15 protein-coding genes are annotated in these 18,370 nt (G+C 60.2%); 7 read left to right on the top strand and 8 right to left on the bottom strand.

Features of this window, described 5'->3' with window-relative positions:
- Positions 1 to 10 precede the first annotated feature (10 nt).
- Both gcvA and AC0GUR_RS18640 read left to right on the top strand, forming a co-directional pair.
- Positions 11 to 886 (top strand): transcriptional regulator GcvA, encoded by an 876-nt coding sequence (gene gcvA, locus AC0GUR_RS18645; RefSeq protein WP_472879004.1) that lies wholly within the window; start codon positions 11 to 13, stop codon positions 884 to 886.
- A gap of 201 nt (positions 887 to 1,087) precedes the next feature.
- Positions 1,088 to 2,770: a recombinase family protein gene (locus tag AC0GUR_RS18640; protein ID WP_472879003.1), complete on the top strand. Its 1,683-nt coding sequence runs from the start codon at positions 1,088 to 1,090 to the stop codon at positions 2,768 to 2,770.
- A 169-nt stretch (positions 2,771 to 2,939) separates the two neighbouring features.
- Here AC0GUR_RS18640 and AC0GUR_RS18635 read toward each other — a convergent pair whose 3' ends face one another.
- The 7 genes from AC0GUR_RS18635 to AC0GUR_RS18605 all read right to left on the bottom strand — a co-directional run bounded on the left by AC0GUR_RS18635 (position 2,940) and on the right by AC0GUR_RS18605 (position 9,762).
- Positions 2,940 to 3,560: a hypothetical protein gene (locus AC0GUR_RS18635; RefSeq protein ID WP_472879002.1), complete on the bottom strand. Its 621-nt coding sequence runs from the start codon at positions 3,558 to 3,560 to the stop codon at positions 2,940 to 2,942.
- 3 nt (positions 3,561 to 3,563) lie between these two features.
- Complete coding sequence (locus AC0GUR_RS18630) at positions 3,564 to 4,121, bottom strand: hypothetical protein (RefSeq protein ID WP_472879001.1); 558 nt, start codon at positions 4,119 to 4,121, stop codon at positions 3,564 to 3,566.
- A 158-nt stretch (positions 4,122 to 4,279) separates the two neighbouring features.
- On the bottom strand, positions 4,280 to 4,948 hold the full coding sequence (locus tag AC0GUR_RS18625) for a hypothetical protein (RefSeq protein ID WP_472879000.1): 669 nt from the start codon (positions 4,946 to 4,948) through the stop codon (positions 4,280 to 4,282).
- Positions 4,948 to 5,832, bottom strand: a complete 885-nt coding sequence (locus tag AC0GUR_RS18620) for a hypothetical protein (RefSeq protein WP_472878999.1) — start codon at positions 5,830 to 5,832, stop codon at positions 4,948 to 4,950. Before AC0GUR_RS18620 ends, AC0GUR_RS18625 begins: the two co-directional genes overlap by 1 nt.
- A gap of 54 nt (positions 5,833 to 5,886) precedes the next feature.
- Entirely contained in the window at positions 5,887 to 6,621 is a 735-nt protein-coding gene (locus tag AC0GUR_RS18615) for a TSCPD domain-containing protein (protein ID WP_472878998.1), read from the bottom strand.
- 296 nt (positions 6,622 to 6,917) lie between these two features.
- Positions 6,918 to 7,499, bottom strand: coding sequence for a histidine biosynthesis protein HisIE (locus AC0GUR_RS18610; protein WP_472878997.1), 582 nt, complete (start codon positions 7,497 to 7,499; stop codon positions 6,918 to 6,920).
- Positions 7,500 to 7,614: 115 nt separating this feature from the next.
- Positions 7,615 to 9,762, bottom strand: a complete 2,148-nt coding sequence (locus AC0GUR_RS18605; protein ID WP_472878996.1) for an adenosylcobalamin-dependent ribonucleoside-diphosphate reductase — start codon at positions 9,760 to 9,762, stop codon at positions 7,615 to 7,617.
- A gap of 342 nt (positions 9,763 to 10,104) precedes the next feature.
- On the opposite strand from AC0GUR_RS18605, the gene AC0GUR_RS18600 reads away from it, so the two are divergent.
- The 4 genes from AC0GUR_RS18600 (at position 10,105) to AC0GUR_RS18585 (ending at position 15,495) form a co-directional block, all read left to right on the top strand.
- Entirely contained in the window at positions 10,105 to 11,475 is a 1,371-nt protein-coding gene (locus AC0GUR_RS18600) for a Do family serine endopeptidase (RefSeq protein ID WP_472878995.1), read from the top strand.
- Positions 11,476 to 11,900: 425 nt separating this feature from the next.
- On the top strand, positions 11,901 to 13,085 hold the full coding sequence (locus AC0GUR_RS18595) for a LysM peptidoglycan-binding domain-containing protein (RefSeq protein ID WP_472878994.1): 1,185 nt from the start codon (positions 11,901 to 11,903) through the stop codon (positions 13,083 to 13,085).
- A gap of 11 nt (positions 13,086 to 13,096) precedes the next feature.
- Positions 13,097 to 13,792, top strand: coding sequence for an HAD family hydrolase (locus AC0GUR_RS18590; RefSeq protein WP_472878993.1), 696 nt, complete (start codon positions 13,097 to 13,099; stop codon positions 13,790 to 13,792).
- Positions 13,793 to 14,115: 323 nt separating this feature from the next.
- Positions 14,116 to 15,495, top strand: a complete 1,380-nt coding sequence (locus AC0GUR_RS18585) for a leucyl aminopeptidase family protein (RefSeq protein ID WP_472878992.1) — start codon at positions 14,116 to 14,118, stop codon at positions 15,493 to 15,495.
- 221 nt (positions 15,496 to 15,716) lie between these two features.
- On the opposite strand, the gene AC0GUR_RS18580 is transcribed toward AC0GUR_RS18585, so the two are convergent.
- Positions 15,717 to 16,322 carry a DUF4126 domain-containing protein gene (locus AC0GUR_RS18580; protein ID WP_472878991.1) on the bottom strand — a complete coding sequence of 202 codons (606 nt, stop codon included), beginning with the start codon at positions 16,320 to 16,322 and terminating at the stop codon, positions 15,717 to 15,719.
- A 147-nt stretch (positions 16,323 to 16,469) separates the two neighbouring features.
- On the opposite strand from AC0GUR_RS18580, the gene AC0GUR_RS18575 reads away from it, so the two are divergent.
- Complete coding sequence (locus AC0GUR_RS18575) at positions 16,470 to 18,212, top strand: M1 family metallopeptidase (RefSeq protein WP_472878990.1); 1,743 nt, start codon at positions 16,470 to 16,472, stop codon at positions 18,210 to 18,212.
- Positions 18,213 to 18,370: the final 158 nt, after the last annotated feature.

Below are 18,370 nucleotides of genomic sequence, written 5' to 3'. Positions count from 1 at the left end.
GGGATCCGCCATGCGTTACGTTTTGCCGCCCATGCACACGCTGAGAACCTTCGAAAGCGTCGGCCGCTTGCGCAGCTTCACCGAAGCCGCCGAGGAGCTACACCTCACCGTCAGCGCCGTCAGCCACCAGATTCGCGCTATCGAATCGTTCTACGGCGTGAAGCTGCTGCAGCGAGGCCATCGCGATGTGTCGCTCACCAAAAGTGGCGAGGCACTACGCAACGTGGTGGAGACGTTTCTCGACCAGCTCACCACCATTGGCAAATCGCTGCGCAGCGGACAAACCGATCGCGTATCCCTCAGCGCCCCGCCATCGTTCGTGAGTCGCTGGCTAATGCCAAGACTGGGCGGTTTCCTCGGCGCCCATCCGGATGTCGATTTCAAACTGCACGCCACGCAGGATCTGGTGGATCTCGACGCCGAAGACGTCGACTTCGCCATCCGCTACGGCGAAGGCTCGTGGCCCGGCCTGCACGCCGAGAAGCTGTTTGACGAAGATGTCTTTCCCGTCGCATCGCCTGCTTACCTGGCGAAAACCCCTGTACACGATGCCGCCGACCTGGCAAATGCCGTGCTGCTGAGAGACACCTTTTTCAGCTGGGAAGACTGGTTCAACCAAACGGGCACGGCGCCGAGCGCCAAGGCCACCGGCCCCATCTACGGCGACTCCTCGCTGCTGCTGCAAGCGGCGGAGTCCGGCCAGGGCATCGCCCTTGGTCGCAGCGTGCTGGTCAAGGACGCCCTGACCACGGGCTCGCTGGTGAGAATCGGTTCTAACGCACTGAAGGCAAGCGGGAGCTACTACCTGGTCGGTTCGATGGCAGCGCAAAGCACGCAAGCCACCGAAGCGTTTCGCGCGTGGTTGATGCAGGTCGCGAGTGTTTGATGGGGCTCACGATGGCGACGGCGTTCAATCGTCGAAACTAGTGCTGTGTGCACTTTCCTTGCTGCTGCGCGACGACTGAGTCGAAACGCCCACTTGCAGAAAGTCGACACTGACCCGGGTTTTGCAGCGGGTATTGTTGCCGCGTGACGCAGATCGCATTCTTCATGTGCATGAGGTGCTCGACTCGACAATTGGGAATCCATGGTGATCTTGCCACCGTGGAATTTGCTGCAGATGCCCACAAAACCTCAGCAATCGAACTCCGGACACGGGAGCCAGCGACAGGCAGCTCTTTATCTCCGGATGTCGACGGACCGCCAAAAATACTCCATTGAAAATCAGAGTTGCGTGCTCTACGCGTATGCAGTCGAGCATGGGCTTGAGGTCGTCAAGAACTTCTGTGACGAAGCCAAAAGTGGCCTCACATTCAATGGTCGACCTGCCATGCGACAGCTAATCGAAGAGGTGACGTCCGGGCAATGCAGCTTCAATTACATCCTTACCTACGATGTGAGTAGGTGGGGCCGCTTTCAGAATGCAGACGAGTCGGCGTACTACGAGCACCTATGCAGGCAGGCTGGCATTCAAGTCATCTATTGCGCAGAGAGCTTTGATACATACGAGGGGCCAATCTCGTTTGTGTTGAAAAGTCTTAAGCGCACTATGGCGGCTGAATACAGTCGCGAGTTATCTCAGAAGATCACTGATGCTCGATGGCGCATGGCCAAGGCAGGGCAGCACACCGGGTCACGCCCCCGGATCGGGCTACGCCGCGCCGTAGTAAATAGAGGCGGGGAAGTCATCGGGACGGTCGAAGAAGGGGCGCGGCGTCGCGATCCTGGCGACCACCTCATGATTCGCCCGGGCCCAGAACACGAACAAGAGATTGTTCGGCGCATCTTTCGGCAGTTCGCCGAGCAACAACTTAGCATTCCTGCCATTGTTAGAGGCTTGAACAGCGATCCTGCAGCCCGACTTGAAGGGCGGCAGTGGACGTTCTTCATGGTGAGAACGTTGCTTATCGACGAACGCTACATTGGCAACGTGGTGTTCCGAAGCTTTCATCAAGATGGTCAAATCGGTAGATCAAAGACGGTCACAAAGACCATTCGGCATGAAGGCGTTTTCGACCCCATCGCTCCTGAAGAACACTTCCGAGCTGCCGCACTACGACTCAGTCAAACGTGGAAGCCATTGGACAAAGCATATCTTCTTGAAACGCTTAAGAAGGTTTACGCAGAAAATGGCCGGGTGAGCCAGCAGCTTTTGTGCAACCGATACGGCAGCCCCTGTTCAACAAGCTACTTTAAGCACTTTGGTGGGCTGATCAACGCTTACCTTGCCGCGGGTATTCGGCCCCCAAGAGACTATTCTTGGATCGAGAAGAAAGCAGCCAATCAACGTGATCGCTTGAAGTTCATGAGTGTTGTTGCGGGCCATCTTGAGGCTCAGGGTCACTACGTAAATCTAAACCAGAAGAACCATATTCTCGATGTTGATGCTGCCTGGGGTGTTCACATCAAACTGGTTCGCGCCAAACGTCTCGAAACTGGCTTCGTTTACTGGATGTTTGATCTACCTGATGCCCGTCGCACCGACCTGCTACTGCTGTTCAGGCTAGATCAAACAGGTAGAAAACTAGAGGATATGTTTCTCATTCCGACGCTGAGCATTCGACGAGCGCCAAGGCGTGTGATTCTTGCCAGGACCAATAAGCTCGGCACGGACATGTATCGAATACAGGCTATTTCCGACATCGCATCACTTGCACGACGATATCTTGCCAATGTCGAAGACTGCACGCCTCGCATTGGCCGCACCGTGCAGGATATCGAGAGGATTGGGCGCCGCGGATCATCACTCAAAGCGTTCAAAGGTGACTAAGGAAGTTAGGCCCACTTAACTACCTACATCCCTATTTGTGCACTAAAGAATTGGACTCTATTTGAAGGCAAGAAGGGGACGGAAGTAGTTATACAAACTTAACTACCTCCGACTCCTTTTCTTCCTGAGGGAAGTGAACCTGACCCCGTTCTTTCCGCCCTACGCGTGCTTACGGGTGCTGGCCTTCAAGGGGAGCTCGTTTCGACTTTTCCAGCTTCTCCAGGCTGTCCATCAGCGCCGGCTTGGTAGCGTGAAGTTGATCGAACAAGTCAAAGCAATCCGCAAGCCGCTTTTCGGCGGGTGATCCGGAGAACATTTGTGTTGCGCTCTGCCAAAGTCGCGCAAAGAAGCCGACTTCCATCGGCTCATGGATAGCCTCCACGCCCGCTTGAATCGATTGCATCTGCTCGCCATTAGGTTGCAGCAGACAGACTTTCCAGCCCTGTTCAACAATTAGACGTTCATTTGACGTCAAGCCATAGTCGTTGGGCGAAGAGTTGAGCTTCAGGAAAACCTGTGCGATGTCGCCTTCACGAAACTGCCGCTTAAGGTCCATGCCGTCTGTTTCGAAGAGCATGTGCGCGAACCCACACAGCACCACGGCAGAGGCTGCGCCTCTCGAAAGCGCACCATCCCACTTAACGAGCCCCGCAACTACCAGAGCGACGGCGAGCGCGGCGATGACTATGCCTAGACCCTGCCAGTACAGGCGGGAGAAAAAGTCCGCCACCATCCACGCCACGCCACAAAGGGCAAAAAACACGCCCAGCCACAAGGTTGTCCGGCTCATCGATCATCCTCGCTGCAAAGCCCGGTATATCGGCAGCAGTGAAGAGAACTTGAGTGAAGGGAAAAACACTCTGACCCCTTTTCCCTTTTTCGCACGTGGTTGATGCAGGTCGCGAGTGCTTGCGCTGGAAACAGCGCCGGGGCGCTGAGCATCAAGAGCAGTCTTAAGGGAAGAGATCTCGTAGACATTGTTGCTTGGACGATCATCAACCCAAAGCACGACCTTGCCATTGGTTTTCCGTAGAACGCGAGGAGTCACGGAGTCTGTAACAACCTCGGCCGCTTCCTTGGGATCACCGCTCATTTCGGCGCCGCCCCCTTGCTGCGGCCTAGAAACGGTTGCGGCGGCCAACGCAGCAGCAGCCTCAGCCTTCTGACGCTTGGCAGAGACCTCGCCTCCCGCGCCCTTCACGGTGAACTCGCTCAGGCTCGCAAAGAAATCGCCAATCGCCTTTCCATAGCGAACCAGGACCACACCAACCAAAATGGGCCACGCGAGAACGCTCACGAGCTTGGTCGTTGAATCCACAATTTTTGCCACATCATCGACCGAGACAATCACGCCATGGCCCCTTTTGCGGGTCGCAAGAAATTTACAGAAGTGGACCCAATAGATGAGTCGGGAGGGAAGGAACGGAATTAGTTACAAGGATCTGCCTATCTTCGCCCCATTTCCAACAAATGCACTCTGCTCCCTTTTTCCCCGTTCTTCGACTCTTTTCAGGCCTTCGTAGATTGATCTACGTCCTCAAGCAACCGGGGTTCAACAAGACCCAAGGCCGCGTCAGTCATAATCCGCTCGGGAAGATAGGTGGAGAAATAGGCCCCCGAAAATCTCCAAGAGAAAAAAAATCCCCCCAGAAGAAAAAGCAAGACCGACACCAAGTCCAGAAGTGATAGAGAGCGAATAAAAATCAACAAAGAGATCATTGCCATGGAGAAGGCAATTGAAGCCAATTTGAATCCGCCCCAAAGGCTAGCTTCTCTAGTCGAACGCCAGGCCCGCGCAGCCTTGAAAACAGACTTTTTGAAACTGCCTTGCCTGACCACGGTCACTGCCTTTCGGTAGACGGGAAGGATCTCTTTGCGAATTGCTGCACGCCCAACCGAAGCAAATAATCTAACCATCGCCTTACTAAGAATGGGACCACCTAGTGCCGACCCAGCTAGCGCCACGATTTCCCAGACACGTAAAGATGTGAGCAGATCCTTGAAATACCACACGTCGGCATATCGCAGGCGCAGCACTCCAAACCACCACGAATGATGATCGGCCAGAGGATGACTCAACAGCACCACACCCGCAGTAAAAGCAATGACCGAAGAAACGGGCAGCAAAAGACGAATCTCATCCAGATACTTTCCAGCGAGGTCGTCTATGGCACTCATTAGTCATTCCGGCAGATGAAATACATATCTCCGGCGTCGGTATCAAACACGCCATACTCAAGTACCGGACAAGCAATGATGCTTATTTCCGGCCTGTTATTCACCCGCATAAATGGAACGAGTGAGTCAAAGTCGGCCTCAGATTTGAAGTGCAAAATGAAGGACTTGTTGTTGTCCTTTCGTATCGCCTTTCCCGACAATCCTGACGAGTTACTCCCCCCATCCATCGCGCGCAGCGTTATCGTCAGAGCCACTGGGTCTCCAAGCGTTCGCTCGGCGACAACTTGATGGAATTTGCTTGCATTAATTGCGTTGAACGAATAAACAGGATTTGCGGATTCACCCGAAAATTGCAGCTCAAGCGTCGATCCACCATAACGATCTGCGCGAATCTGCGTAAGCACCTGATCAATTTCTCGGTTGATGGCCCGATCCGCGTACCTGACACGCTGAACATTACTTGGGATACGGGCCACAAAGTCTGCAATCGCGGTCGGTTTCTGGGCGCCAGCGCTTACGGCACCAGAGCGATGCTCTGCTTGGTTGACCAGACCCTCAGTGAAAGAGATCGCGTCGGAAGATGTGCGCCTAAACGCTTCCGCAACTGATGCGTTGATCCGGTCAGCGATTCGCAATCGACCGGAATTAATCAGGTCGAGTATGTACCCACCGTCTCTCGGTCGACCAACTATGAAATCAGTCAACGGATAGTCTTGCGTCTTTAGGCGCCCAAATTTCTCCACAGAGCCATAGTTAAGCTCCATGAACGCCTTATCGATCGCACTCTGAATATGGACTAACGTCTGACCTAGAGTACGAACGGTTACCTCGTGCCGCTCGGCGATGGGTCCGTCATAGTGAAAGTAGATTAGATTCCGTGCCATACAACGCTCCCCCTGAGCAGATCTCTCCAGCCTATCGGCAAGGTCTCTATCTACTTAACCACACTTGCTATACCCACAATTCAAACAAGTCTGACACCCATCCATCAGCACCAGCGCCTGCGTATTGCACTTGGCGCAGAGGGTGGCGCCGGGCGGGAAGCCGTTGGCGTTGGAGGGCTCGGCGTTTGCGTCGGCAGCAGCCTTCTTGCCGTTAGCTGCGTTCTCATAAGCAGCACGCTTTTCGGCGATGAGCTTGCGGGTGGATTCGTCCATCTCCGGGTCGTGAATGAGGCCGATCATCTTCATGTGCTGTTCGATCACCGCGCCGATTTCGGCGACGATGCTGGGCATGTAGATGCCGCCAGCCTTGAAGTAGCCGCCGCGCGGGTCGAATACGGCCTTCATTTCTTCCACCAGGAAGGTGACGTCGCCGCCCTTGCGGAAGACGGCGGAGATGATGCGGGTGAGCGCCACGATCCACTGGAAGTGGTCCATGTTCTTCGAGTTGATGAAGATTTCGAAGGGGCGGCGCTGTTCGTACTGGGTGCCGGCGTTGAGCACGATGTCGTTGACGGTGACGTACAACGCATGCTCGAACAGCGGTGATTTGATCTTGTAGGTGGAGCCGATGAGCGTTTCAGGGCGCTCCAGGCTCTCGTGCATCTGGATGACTTCGGCCTTGGGCGCTTCTTTGGGAGCTGCCGGGGCGGGTGCTGCGGCGGACGCGGCCTTGTCTTCGGGCTTGACGACGTTGTAGCCCTTGATCTTTTTTTCGATCTTGATCGCCATGGTGTGTGGTTCTCTTTTAGTGACTGGCGGCGCGCGGCAGCTTGAAGTGGCTGGTAGTACCGGGGTCTCAGTGGAGACTCGTGGTCCAGAGCCTTAGAGGCGCTGGATGACCAGCCTTCGGCTGTTTTACGGCTCTTCCCGCCTTCGCGGGAATGACGGGACTACGGGGTCCGGTCTTGGGGCAACTTCGGGACAGCTCGGTACGGCTTGGAACGGTTTTGGACGACTTGGAACGGTTTTGAACCGCTTGAACGGTCCGGCCCGGCGTTTGCACGCCGGGCCGGATCGAGTGCTACTTACTTACGGCGCGCGGCTTTCTTGGCGACCTTGCGGACGGCCTTCTTCACGCTCGCCTTCTTGCTGGCAGTGGACCTCTTGACCGCCTTGGCGGCCTTCTTACCGGCGGCCTTGCGGACCGTCTTCTTGACTGCGACCTTCTTGGCCGTCTTCTTGCTGACCTTGCGTGCAACCTTCTTGGCGACGGCCTTGCGCACGGCCTTCTTGACGGCCTTGCGTGCGACCTTCTTCACGCCCTTCTTGGCGGCTGCCTTCTTGGCGACCTTCTTCACGGCCTTCTTGGCCACCTTCTTGGCAACCTTCTTGACGGCTGCCTTCTTGACCGCCTTCTTCACGGTCTTTTTGGCAGCTGCCTTCTTGACGGCCTTCTTGGCGGTCTTCTTGACGGCGGCCTTCTTCACCGCCTTCTTCGCTGCCTTCTTGGCCGGAGCAGCCTTTTTGGCTGCGGCCACCTTCTTCTTGGCGCGAGCCTTCTTGGGGGCAGCGGCAGCCGGCATTACTTCGACTGCGGCAACCTCGACCGGCGCGTCAACGACCAGTGCGGTTTCATCTTTCATATCAAATTCGGTATCGATGGACATGCGGGTATTCCCCTCCGACGTGGATTTTGGAACTTGTAGTGAGCCTTGCTCTTAGGTATCCGGTGTTGCTCTTGCAAGCATGCCGGCACCTGATGAACAGGCACCGGCCGCTAGTTTAGAACTTTCCGTAATACCCTTCCTTCAAGGCATCGAACAGGTTGGCGGCCGTGTGCATTTCGCCGTCGTACTCCACTTCTTCGTTGCCTTTCAGTTCCACAACACTACCGTCCTCCAATTCGAAGCGGTAGAGGGTGTTCTCAAGATCAGCTTCTTTTACCAGCACGCCCTGGAAGGCGGCGGGGTTGAAACGGAAGGTGGTGCAGCCCTTCAAGCCTTGTTTATAGGCGTAGAAGTAGATGTCTTTGAAGTCTTCGTACGGGTAGTCGGTGGGCACGTTGGCCGTTTTGGAGATGGACGAATCCACCCACAATTGCGAGGCCGCCTGGATGTCGACGTGCTCTTTGGGCGAGATGTCGTCGGCCGCCACGAAGTATTCGGGCAGCTTGAACTTGGGGTCGTCGCTGAACGGCAGGGCCTCGGCGTTGATCAGCGCGCGGTAGGCCAGCAGCTCGTAGCTGTAGACCTCGACCTTTTCCTTGGTCTTGCGGCCTTCGCGGATGACGTTGCGCGAGTAGTGGTGCGCAAAGCTCGGCTCGATGCCGTTGCTGGCGTTGTTGGCCAGCGACAGGGAGATGGTGCCGGTGGGCGCGATGGAGCTGTGGTGGGTGAAGCGCGCACCCGTCTCGGCCAGCTGGGCCACGAGGTTGGGCGCCACTGAGGCCACGCGCTGCATGTAGCGGCTGTACTTGGCGTGCAGCACGCGGCCCGGGATGGTGTCGCCGGCCTTGTAGCCGTCGGTGGCCATTTCAGGGCGCTTGCGCAGCATGTCGCCGGTGACGGTGTAGTCACGCGCCAGCACGGGGGCCGGGCCCTTTTCTTTGGCGAGGTCGAGCGCGACTTCCCAGCCGGCCACGGCCATTTCGCGGGAGACGTCTTCGGTGAAGGCGACGGACTCGGCGGTGCCGTAGCGCATTTTGAGCATGGTGAGGGTGGAACCCAGACCCAGGAAGCCCATGCCGTGACGGCGCTTGGAGAGGATCTCGTTGCGCTGCTGCTCCAGCGGCAGGCCGTTGATCTCCACCACGTTGTCGAGCATGCGGGTGAACACCTTGACCACTTCGCGATATTCGTCCCAGTCGAAGCGGGCCTTGGGGCCGAAGGGGTCGCGCACGAAGGTGGTGAGGTTGATCGAGCCCAGCAGGCACGAGCCGTACGGCGGCAGCGGCTGCTCGCCACACGGGTTGGTGGCGCGGATGTGCTCGCACCACCAGTTGTTGTTCATCTCGTTGACCTTGTCGATCAGGATGAAACCCGGCTCGGCAAAGTCATAGGTGGACACCATGATCATGTCCCACAGGTGCCGCGCGCGGATGTGGCCGTAGATCTTGCAGGCGACCAGGCCGTCTTCGCGTTCCACGTAGTTTTCGTGGGTGGCCCACTCACGCCACACGACCTTGGCGGGGTCGTTTAGGTCGATCTCGGTCTGTTCCTTGACGTGCACGGGGAACACCAGCGGCCAGTCCAGGTCGTGCTCCACCGCCTGCATGAAGCCGTCGGTGATGAGCAGCGAGAGGTTGAACTGGCGCAGGCGACCGTCTTCGCGCTTGGCGCGAATGAATTCCTTCACGTCGGGATGGCTGACGTCGAACGTGCCCATCTGTGCGCCGCGGCGACCGCCGGCGGACGACACGGTGAAGCACATCTTGTCGTAGATATCCATGAAGGACAGCGGGCCGGAGGTGTAGGCGCCCGCGCCGGACACGTACGCGCCGCGCGGACGCAGCGTGCTGAACTCGTAGCCGATGCCGCAACCGGCCTTCAGGGTGAGGCCGGCCTCGTGCACCTTCTCCAGGATGTCGTCCATGGAGTCACGGATGGTGCCCGAGACGGTGCAGTTGATAGTGGAGGTGGCGGGCTTGTGTTCCAGCGCGCCTGCGTTGGACGTGATGCGGCCAGCGGGAATGGCCCCGCGGCGCAGCGCCCAGAGGAAACGCTCGAACCAGTGCTCGCGCAGCTCCGGCGTGGCTTCCACTTCGGAAAGCGCACGGGCGACGCGCTGATAGGTTTCGTCGACATTGCCGTCGACCGGTGCGCCTGACTTGTCTTTCAGGCGGTACTTCTTGTCCCAGATGTCGTACGACGCGGGTTGCAGCGGAATGGCTGTGGTATCGCGATTTACGGCTGGTGCACGCATCGTGCTCATCGGCTTCCTGACCTCCCGGTGATGCCTTTCGGCCCCGTTAGTTGTTCTGTTCGGCTATACCGCCCGCGTAAGGCACAGCACTGGAAAAACGAAGCCAGCGCTACGCCCGACCTGACGTTCCTTGCCCGACCTTCGACAACTCCCCCCGAGTATGTCGTGTGACACCAGCTCTTGGGTGGAGGCCCGGCGGTGTCACACAAGATGTTGTGGTCGCGAACGGATGTGAACGTTACCCCCGGTATGCATCGTTGTAAAGTAGTTTTGTCAGCGTTCGACCCGTGGAACCCGTGGCGGCGCGCCGAGTCGAACGACGGTCGATTTGCGAGTGAAAAAGGAGCTTCCATGTTTGCCCGTCTTGTTCGCCGGCTGGCTGCTGCGGCCCTGGTTCTGATTGCCGCCACACCGCTTGCCAGCCATGCCGCGCTGCCGCCGGTGGTGGATGGCCAGCCGCTGCCTTCGCTGGCGCCGATGCTGGAGAAGGTGACGCCCGCGGTGGTGAACATTTCCACCAAAACACGCGTGCAGGTGCGCAACCCGTTCTTTGACGATCCGATGTTTCGCCAGTTCTTTGGCATGCAGGGCGGGTCGCGCTCGCGCATCGAGCAGAGCCTGGGTTCGGGCGTGATCGTGGACGCCGCCAAGGGTTATGTGCTGACCAACAACCACGTGGTGGGCGGCGCCGACGACATCACGGTGACGCTGCAGGATGGCCGCGACCTCAAGGGCAGGCTGGTGGGCACCGACCCGGATACGGACCTCGCGGTGGTGCAGATTCAGGGCACGGGCCTACAGGCATTGCCGATGGCTGACTCCACCAAGCTGCGCGTGGGTGACTTTGTGGTGGCAGTGGGCGACCCGTTTGGCCTGGGGCAGACGGTGACCTCGGGCATCGTGTCGGCGCTGAGCCGCTCGGGCCTGGGTGGCAGCGGCTACCAGAACTTCATCCAGACGGATGCATCGATCAACCCGGGCAACTCGGGTGGCGCGCTGGTGAACCTGCGCGGCGAGCTGGTGGGCATCAACACCATGATTCTGTCGCCCTCGGGTGGCAACGTGGGTATTGGCTTTGCCATCCCCACCAGCCTGGCCAGCGAAGTGATGCAGCAGCTGATCGCCAACGGCAAGGTGAATCGCGGCAACCTGGGCGTAGAAACGCAGGACATCACCCCGCGCATTGCCGCCGTGCTGAACCTCAAGGACACCAATGGCGCGGTGGTGACGCGCGTCAACATGGGCTCGGCAGCGGAGAGCGCCGATATCCAGACCGGTGATGTGATTACCGCCATCAACGGCAAGCCACTGCGCAACGCGCAGGAGCTGCGCAATGCCGAGGGTCTGTTGCCGATTGGCAGCACGGTGAAGCTGAGCGTGCTGCGCAACGGCACCACGCGCGAGGTCACCGCCAAGCTGACGCCGGAGAAGCTGGCCACGGTGGATGGCGCCAAGCTGGATGCGCGCCTGGCGGGCGTGACGTTCAGCGAGCTCTCGCAGAACCAGCGTGGTCAGGGCGTGGGCGGCGTCGGCGTGAGCGCGGTGCGCAACGGCAGCCGCGCGGCGGTGGCCGGGCTGCAGACCAGCGACATCGTGATCGGTGTGGGCAATTTGCGTGTGCCGGATCTGCGCACGCTGCAGCGTCTGGCAGGTGTGAATCCGCGCCAGCTGGTGCTGGTGGTGTCGAACGATGACGGTGTGCGGTATGTGGAGATTCGTTGAGTAGGGCGAGAGGCGTTTTGGTGTCGTCATCGCGGCTTTGTCGTCATCCCAGCGAAAGCTGGAAGAGCTTCACAACAGCGAAGCTGGTCATCCAGTGTCTTTGGAGTTCAAGAGCGAAAGGCACTGGATCCCCGCCTTCGCGGGGATGACGGTGAGGGAGAGTTGATTGGGTGCTCCACACGTCCCACCTCATGTGTCGCACTTCACATGCGACGGCGCAGACTTGCTGAGATGAAATAACGGCTGATGAACGGCATCACGCGAGCGTGCTCGCCATCGCGTTTTCACTAACGGATGGCCCCGAATTTAGCTTGATGTTTGGCCCGGAGCTGGCTGAAATACCCGGGTTCCAACTTTTTCCTGCACGCGCGCCCGCTCAGGCGGCCTGCGAACACCAACATCACACTTCGGGGTTCCTCACCGCCATGTCACTACGACTTTCCCGCCTGCTTATCGTCACGCTGCTCACGGCATGCGCCGCCTCTGGCGCGATGGCCGCCGGCAAGACCACCAAATCCACCAAGAAGGCCGCCGCACCTGCTGTGCCGGCATTGATCTGGAAGGGCGACTACGCCACCGCGCGCGCCGTGGTGGAAGACGTGGGCAGGGCTTGGGAGAAGAGCGGCAAGGGTCGCCTCGAAATCGAGCCGTTCAACACCGCGTCGGGCCTGGATGCGGTATCGCGTGGCATGGCGGATATCGCCGGCAGTGCGCGCGCCAGCGCCGGTGGCACCGAGAGCGACCTGGTGTTCACCCCGGTGGCGTTCGATGCGCTGGTGATGATTACGCATCCGTCGAACAGCATTCCGAACCTGACGCCCAAGCAGCTGCATGACATCTATGTCGGCAAGATCACCAACTGGCGCGATGTGGGCGGCAAGGATGCGCCGATTGACCTGTACGCCGTGGCCAGCCCCGGTGACGGTGTGGAATACAGCCTGCGTCGCCTGCTGTACGGTCGCGGCAACCAGCCGGTGGCTGCGCCGCGCCTGTATGTAAACACGGCCAAGCTGGAAGAAGCGGTGACGCTGGACCCGAACTCCCTGGGCGTGACCACGCTGTCTGCGGTGGCTGCCAACAGCAAGGTGCGCATGATCAGCGTTGATGGCGTGCGCCCGAGCGTGGCCACCGTTACCGACGGCAGCTATGCGCTTTACACCCCGCTTTTCCTGGTTACCAACCGCACCAGCCCGAAGGCTGCGCAGATTGAAGCCTTCATGGAATTCCTGCGTACGGACCAGGTGAAGGCACTTGGCCGTGCGCACCAGCTGGTGCCGTACAGCGATGCGCCGCAGCTGGCCCAGAACGACAAGGCCCGTCGCCAGAAGCTGCTGGCTGAGACCGGCGTCAAGATGGAGGCAGAAGGCGACCCGATCCCGACCGCTGCGCCGGTGACCGCTCCGGTGGCGACCGCTGCCTCTGAGGCTGCTGCTGCCCCGGCCGCTGGGAAGGCCGCTGCTGCTGGCGAAACCTACACGGTGGCCAAGGGCGACGCGCTGTCCGCCATCGCCAAGAAGTTCTCGGTGTCGGTGTCGCAGCTGCGCAACTGGAACCATCTGTCGAGCGACAACGTGAAGGTGGGTCAGGTGCTGCAGGTGAGCGGCAACTGAGTTTGTCTCGCATGCAGGTACGCGCCCTCACGCTGGATCTGGACGACACCCTGTGGCCGGTACTGCCGGCCCTGGAGCGTGCCGACCGTGACCTGGACGCGTACCTGCGCCTGCACTTTCCCGACGTAGCGCGCGCATGGCCCATTCCCGCCATGCGCGCGTTGCGTGCGGAAGTCGCCGCTGAGCGTACTGACCTCGCACACGACTTCACTGCGCAGCGCTACATCACCATGCAGCGCGCGTTTGCGACCTGCGGCATCGAGCAGGCGCCGCTGGATACGCTGTGGGAAATCTACTTTTCGGCGCGCAACAGCGTCGAACTCTATCCCGACAGCCTGCCTGCACTTGAACGCATCCGAGGCCACTGGCCCATCGCCAGCCTCACCAACGGCAACGCCGATCTGGAACGCATTGGCATTCGTGCGCACTTCGTGCATCACGTGTGTGCCCGCGACACGGGCGTGGCCAAGCCCGACCCGCGCATTTTCGTGCTTGCAGCCGAGCGGCTGGGCCTGGCGCCGGGCGACATCCTGCATGTAGGTGATGATCCGGAGCTGGATATCGTGGGCGCGCGCGATGCGGGCCTGCGTACGGCGTGGATCAACCGCGCTGGCCATCCCTGGCCGGGTGCCTTAGGCACGGCGCCGGATCTCGATGTGCGTGATATGGGGGCGTTGGCGGATTGGTTGGAGGCGCAGGGCGGGTAGCGCCTTGTGTGCGGCTGTATCGCCGGCTCGCCTCATACTCACCTACTTCGTCATTCCGGCGCAGGCCGGAATCCAGTAACGGTAGTGGTCGGTTTTGGCGACTGGGCTCACGAATCGTTCTGGCTGATCGGTCTCGCGACAACCCAGCACTGTCGTTACTGGATTCCGGCCTACGCCGGAATGACGAGCAAAGAGCGTGGCCATCGCACAGGTACGCTCCACGAAAATCCCACTACGCGCTCGCCCGCCGCGCCAAAAGCGCGCATCATTGCCCCATCCCTGATTGTGATGGCGGCCCATGAGTGCGCCGCGTAAGGAAATTCATGTCTGTCCTGATCGAACGCAAGACCGGCGAGCGCCAGAGCATCGCCATCGAGACCACCGACCCTTCCCGTTTTGCCGCCACCCGACGTCGCCTTACCGCGACGCAGCGCCAGTGGCTGGCCTCGGTCGGCTTTGAAGCAGCGCCGGGCACCTTCGCGCTGCTGCAGGACGAAGCCGGCAAGCTGGCGCGTGTGCTGGTGGGTGTCGATGCCGACGATGCACTGAGCGCACTGGGCGCGCTGCCGCGCACGCTGCCGGAAGCCACATACCATCTCGCCAGTGAGGGCGTGTTCAAGGACACACTGCAGGTGGCGATGGGTTGGGCGCTGGGTGCGTACGAGTTCACCCGTTATCGCAAGGCGCGCCGCGCGCCGGCGAAGCTGGCCATCGCTGCCGCCGAGTTGAAAGTGCTGGCACCGCTGGTGGAAGCCACCACGCAGGTGCGCGACCTGGTCAACACGCCGACCGAAGACATGGGCCCCAAGCAGCTTTCCGAAGCGGTGAAGCAGCTGGGTAAGGCGCATAAGGCCAAGGTCAACGAGTGGGCGGGCGACGAACTGCTCAAAGCCAACTTTCCCACCATTCATGCGGTGGGCCGCGGCAGCCATCGTGCACCGCGCCTGATCGAACTGACCTGGGGCAAGGCCAGCGATCCGAAGATTGCCGTGGTCGGCAAGGGCGTGTGCTTTGACACGGGCGGCCTCGACCTGAAGCCTGCCGACGGCATGCGCTGGATGAAGAAGGACATGGGCGGTGCGGCACATGCGATCGCGCTGGCCGGCCTGATCATGCAGGCGAAGCTGCCAGTGCGTCTGCAGCTGCTGATCCCTGCGGTGGAGAATGCTGTCTCCGGTGAGTCGATGCGCCCGGGTGAGGTAATCACCACGCGCGCAGGCATCAGCGTGGAAGTGGACAACACCGACGCCGAAGGTCGCCTAGTGCTGTGTGATGCACTCACCTATGCCTGCGAGCAGAAGCCGGAGCTGATTATCGATTTCGCCACGCTCACCGGCGCTGCGCGCATTGCGCTGGGCCCGGATCTGCCGGCCTTGTTCGCCAACAACGATGACCTGGCCGAGCGTGTGCTTGCTGCGGGTCGTGCGGTGAACGATCCGCTGTGGCGCCTGCCGTTGTGGCGTCCGTACCGCAAGATGCTCGAGTCGTATCTAGCTGATTTGGCCAACTCGGGTACGTCGCGTCACGCAGGTGCGATTACTGCCGCGCTGTATCTGGAGCGCTTCGTGCCCGAGACCACGCCGTGGCTGCATCTGGATACGTATGCGTGGAATGACGCGGACCGCCCTGCCCGCCCGCGGGGTGGTGAGGCGCTGGGTCTGCGCGCGTTCTTTGCGTTTTTGCAGCAGCGCTATAAGCACTGAGTACTCGATACGGCTTAAAGAGAAAAGGCGGCCCACGGGTCGCCTTTTTTATCGCAGGCAGGCCTTCTGTAGGAGCGCACTTGTGCGCGACCGCAGCGTTTCGTTGTATCTCGTCGCCAACCTATTTCGGGTAGACCTAACGGCGAAACCAAATACCTGAGGTGCCGTCCGGGTGACGGTCGCGCACAAGTGCGCTCCTACAGAGGGAGGCGGCGATGAGGTTACGTGCTGGGTGAAGCCGCTTTGACGCCACGCAACCGGCGCGCCAGCGTGCGTAGACCGCGCAGAATCTTGGGCACCAGCCACAGCAGCATCAACACGAACAAGCCAAGCAACACCAGAAACGCCACCGGGTGTTGCCACATCAAGTACAGGCCACCCAGCCACGAGATGTCTTCGCCGATGCTGGCGCCCCAATTGCTGAAGGGTTCGGGCGAGGTGTTGATCAGTGCCCTCCCACCCGTTTTGGCGAGATGCGTGCCGGAGGCCAACGCGCCACCCAGCAACCCCGCTGCGAACTGCGCGCCGGGCCCGGCATCGCGAAACACGCCCCATGCCAGCAAGGCGCCAGCGGGCACACGAATGAACGTGTTGATGGCGTCCCACACGCTGTCGAAAGCAGGAACTTTGTCGGCCAGGAATTCGCCCAGGCCCATCACACCCGCCGTCACCAGCACCCAGGTATCGGTGAGCAGGCGCAGCCCTTCCGGCAAGTGCACGACGCCCAGTCGCCCCAGCAAGCCAGCGACGAAAACGGTGGCGTAAAGTCGAAAGCCGCTAGCCCAGGAGAGGCCTCCCGCCAGCGCCAGGTTTTGCACCGCGTCCATAAACATCCCCTCGGTCATGGGGTGATGTGGCTGCACTCAAGCATGCGCGTGGGGTGGGGTTGATCACAAGCGCGGCCATGACTTTCGGCGATGCCGCCGGCGCGCAGGGGCTGTCATCCTGCGGGTTTGCTCGATACCGTGCTGCTTATGACGACACTCCACCCTTGCCTGCTCTCCCTGGCCCTGTGTGCCGCGCTTATCGGTAGCGCCCATGCGGAAGACGCCACGCCTTCCACGCAACCGCCGCTCAGCGAGCAGACGGTGCGATCTGGCGGCACCATGCCGGCGGAACAGCAGCGCCTGCACTTCGAGCATGCCGAACTGCATTTCAGCGTGGATGCCGCACAGCAAAGTCTGGATGCCACCGCGCTGCTCACCTTCAGCGCGCGCGAGGCGACGGATGTCCTGCTGCTGGATCTGGACCATAACCTCGCCATCAGCAAAATCACTGTTGACGGCAAGGCGCTGGCCGCGAACCAGTGGAGCAACCCGGACGGCCATCTGCGTATCTCGCCGCCCAAACCCTTGGTCAAAGGCGGCAAGACCACGGTGGACATCCGCTATGGCGGCAAACCCCACGTGGCGCAGAAAGCGCCGTGGGATGGCGGCTTTGTATGGAGCCACACCGAAGACGGCCTGCCGTGGATCGCCACCGCCGTGGAAGGTGAAGGCTGCGACCTGTTCTGGCCGTGCATCGACCATCCGGAGGGCAAGCCGGATCTGGTCGACACCTATATCACCGTACCGAAGTCGCTTGCCGCGCCCGGCAACGGCGTGCTCGTGGATATCAAGGAGCATGGCGATACGCACACGTATCACTGGCGCGCGAAGCACCCGACCACGTATGCGATTTCGCTGAACATCGGCCCATTCGAATTGCTGAAGGGCGATTACCGTAGCCGCTACGGCAACACGATCCCGATGCAGATGTGGTACCTGCGTGGGCACGAAGCGCAGGCCAAGCAGCTCTTCAGCGAATTCCCGCGCATGCTCGATTTTTTTGAGCGGCAAATCGGCCCCTACCCGTTCGGTGACGAAAAGATGGGTGTGGTGGAGACGCCGCATCTGGGCATGGAACACCAGACCATCAACGCCTATGGCAACGGTTACCCGCGCAGCGAGTTCGGCTTCGACTGGCTGCTGCAGCACGAGTTTTCCCACGAGTGGTTCGGCAATCAGGTGACCAATGCCGACTGGGACGACATGTGGATCCACGAGAGCTTCGGAACCTACATGCAGCCGTTGTACGGCCAATACGTGTATGGCGACATGCCGTACTTCGCGATGCTGCAGAACGAACGCAGCATGGTGAAGAACGCGTTCCCCATCGTGGCTGGCCGCAGCCAGTTCGAGCATGAGGTGTACGACGCCGAACATGGGCCCGGCAACGATATCTATTACAAGGGCTCGCTGATGCTGCATACGCTGCGGCAGCTAATCGGCGACCAGGCGTTCTTCGAGAGCGTGCGCCGGCTGGTGTATGGCCGTCCGGATCCGAAGCCCGGCAACTTCGCGCCACGTTTCGCTACCACGCGCGACTACATCGACATCGTGAACCAGGTGAGCGGGCGTGACCTGCACTGGTTCTTTGACGTGTACCTCTACGAGGCGGCGCTGCCGAAGCTGGAGACGCGCCAGCAAGGCAATACGCTGTATCTCCACTGGCAGGTGCCGCAGAACAAGCCATTTCCAATGCCGGTCGAGGTGCAGATGGGCGACAAGGTCGTCACGGTGCCGATGGCTGGTGGTGATGCGTCGATTCCTGTGCCGGCTGGTTCGCTGGTGATCGTGGATCCGCGCAGCAAGGTGCTGCGGGAGATGCCGCATTTTGCGGAGTATCAGCAGTGGAAGAAGGAACAGGCGGAGAAGAGGGCGAAGGCGGCGAAGTAGTTTCGCGGTGGCCCTGGCGGCGAGCTCTCTGTAGGAGCGCACTTGTGCGCGACAAGCCTACAGAGAGGCAAGCCTCAAACTCTGCGGTCGCGCACAAGTGCGCTCCTACAGAAAAGCGCGCAAAGAAAAAGGCGGCACTTAGTGCCGCCTTTTTCTTG

It is taken from the genome of Dyella sp. PARNA 12/25, assembly GCF_055702865.1.
This window is presented reverse-complemented; position numbering and strand designations above follow the sequence as displayed.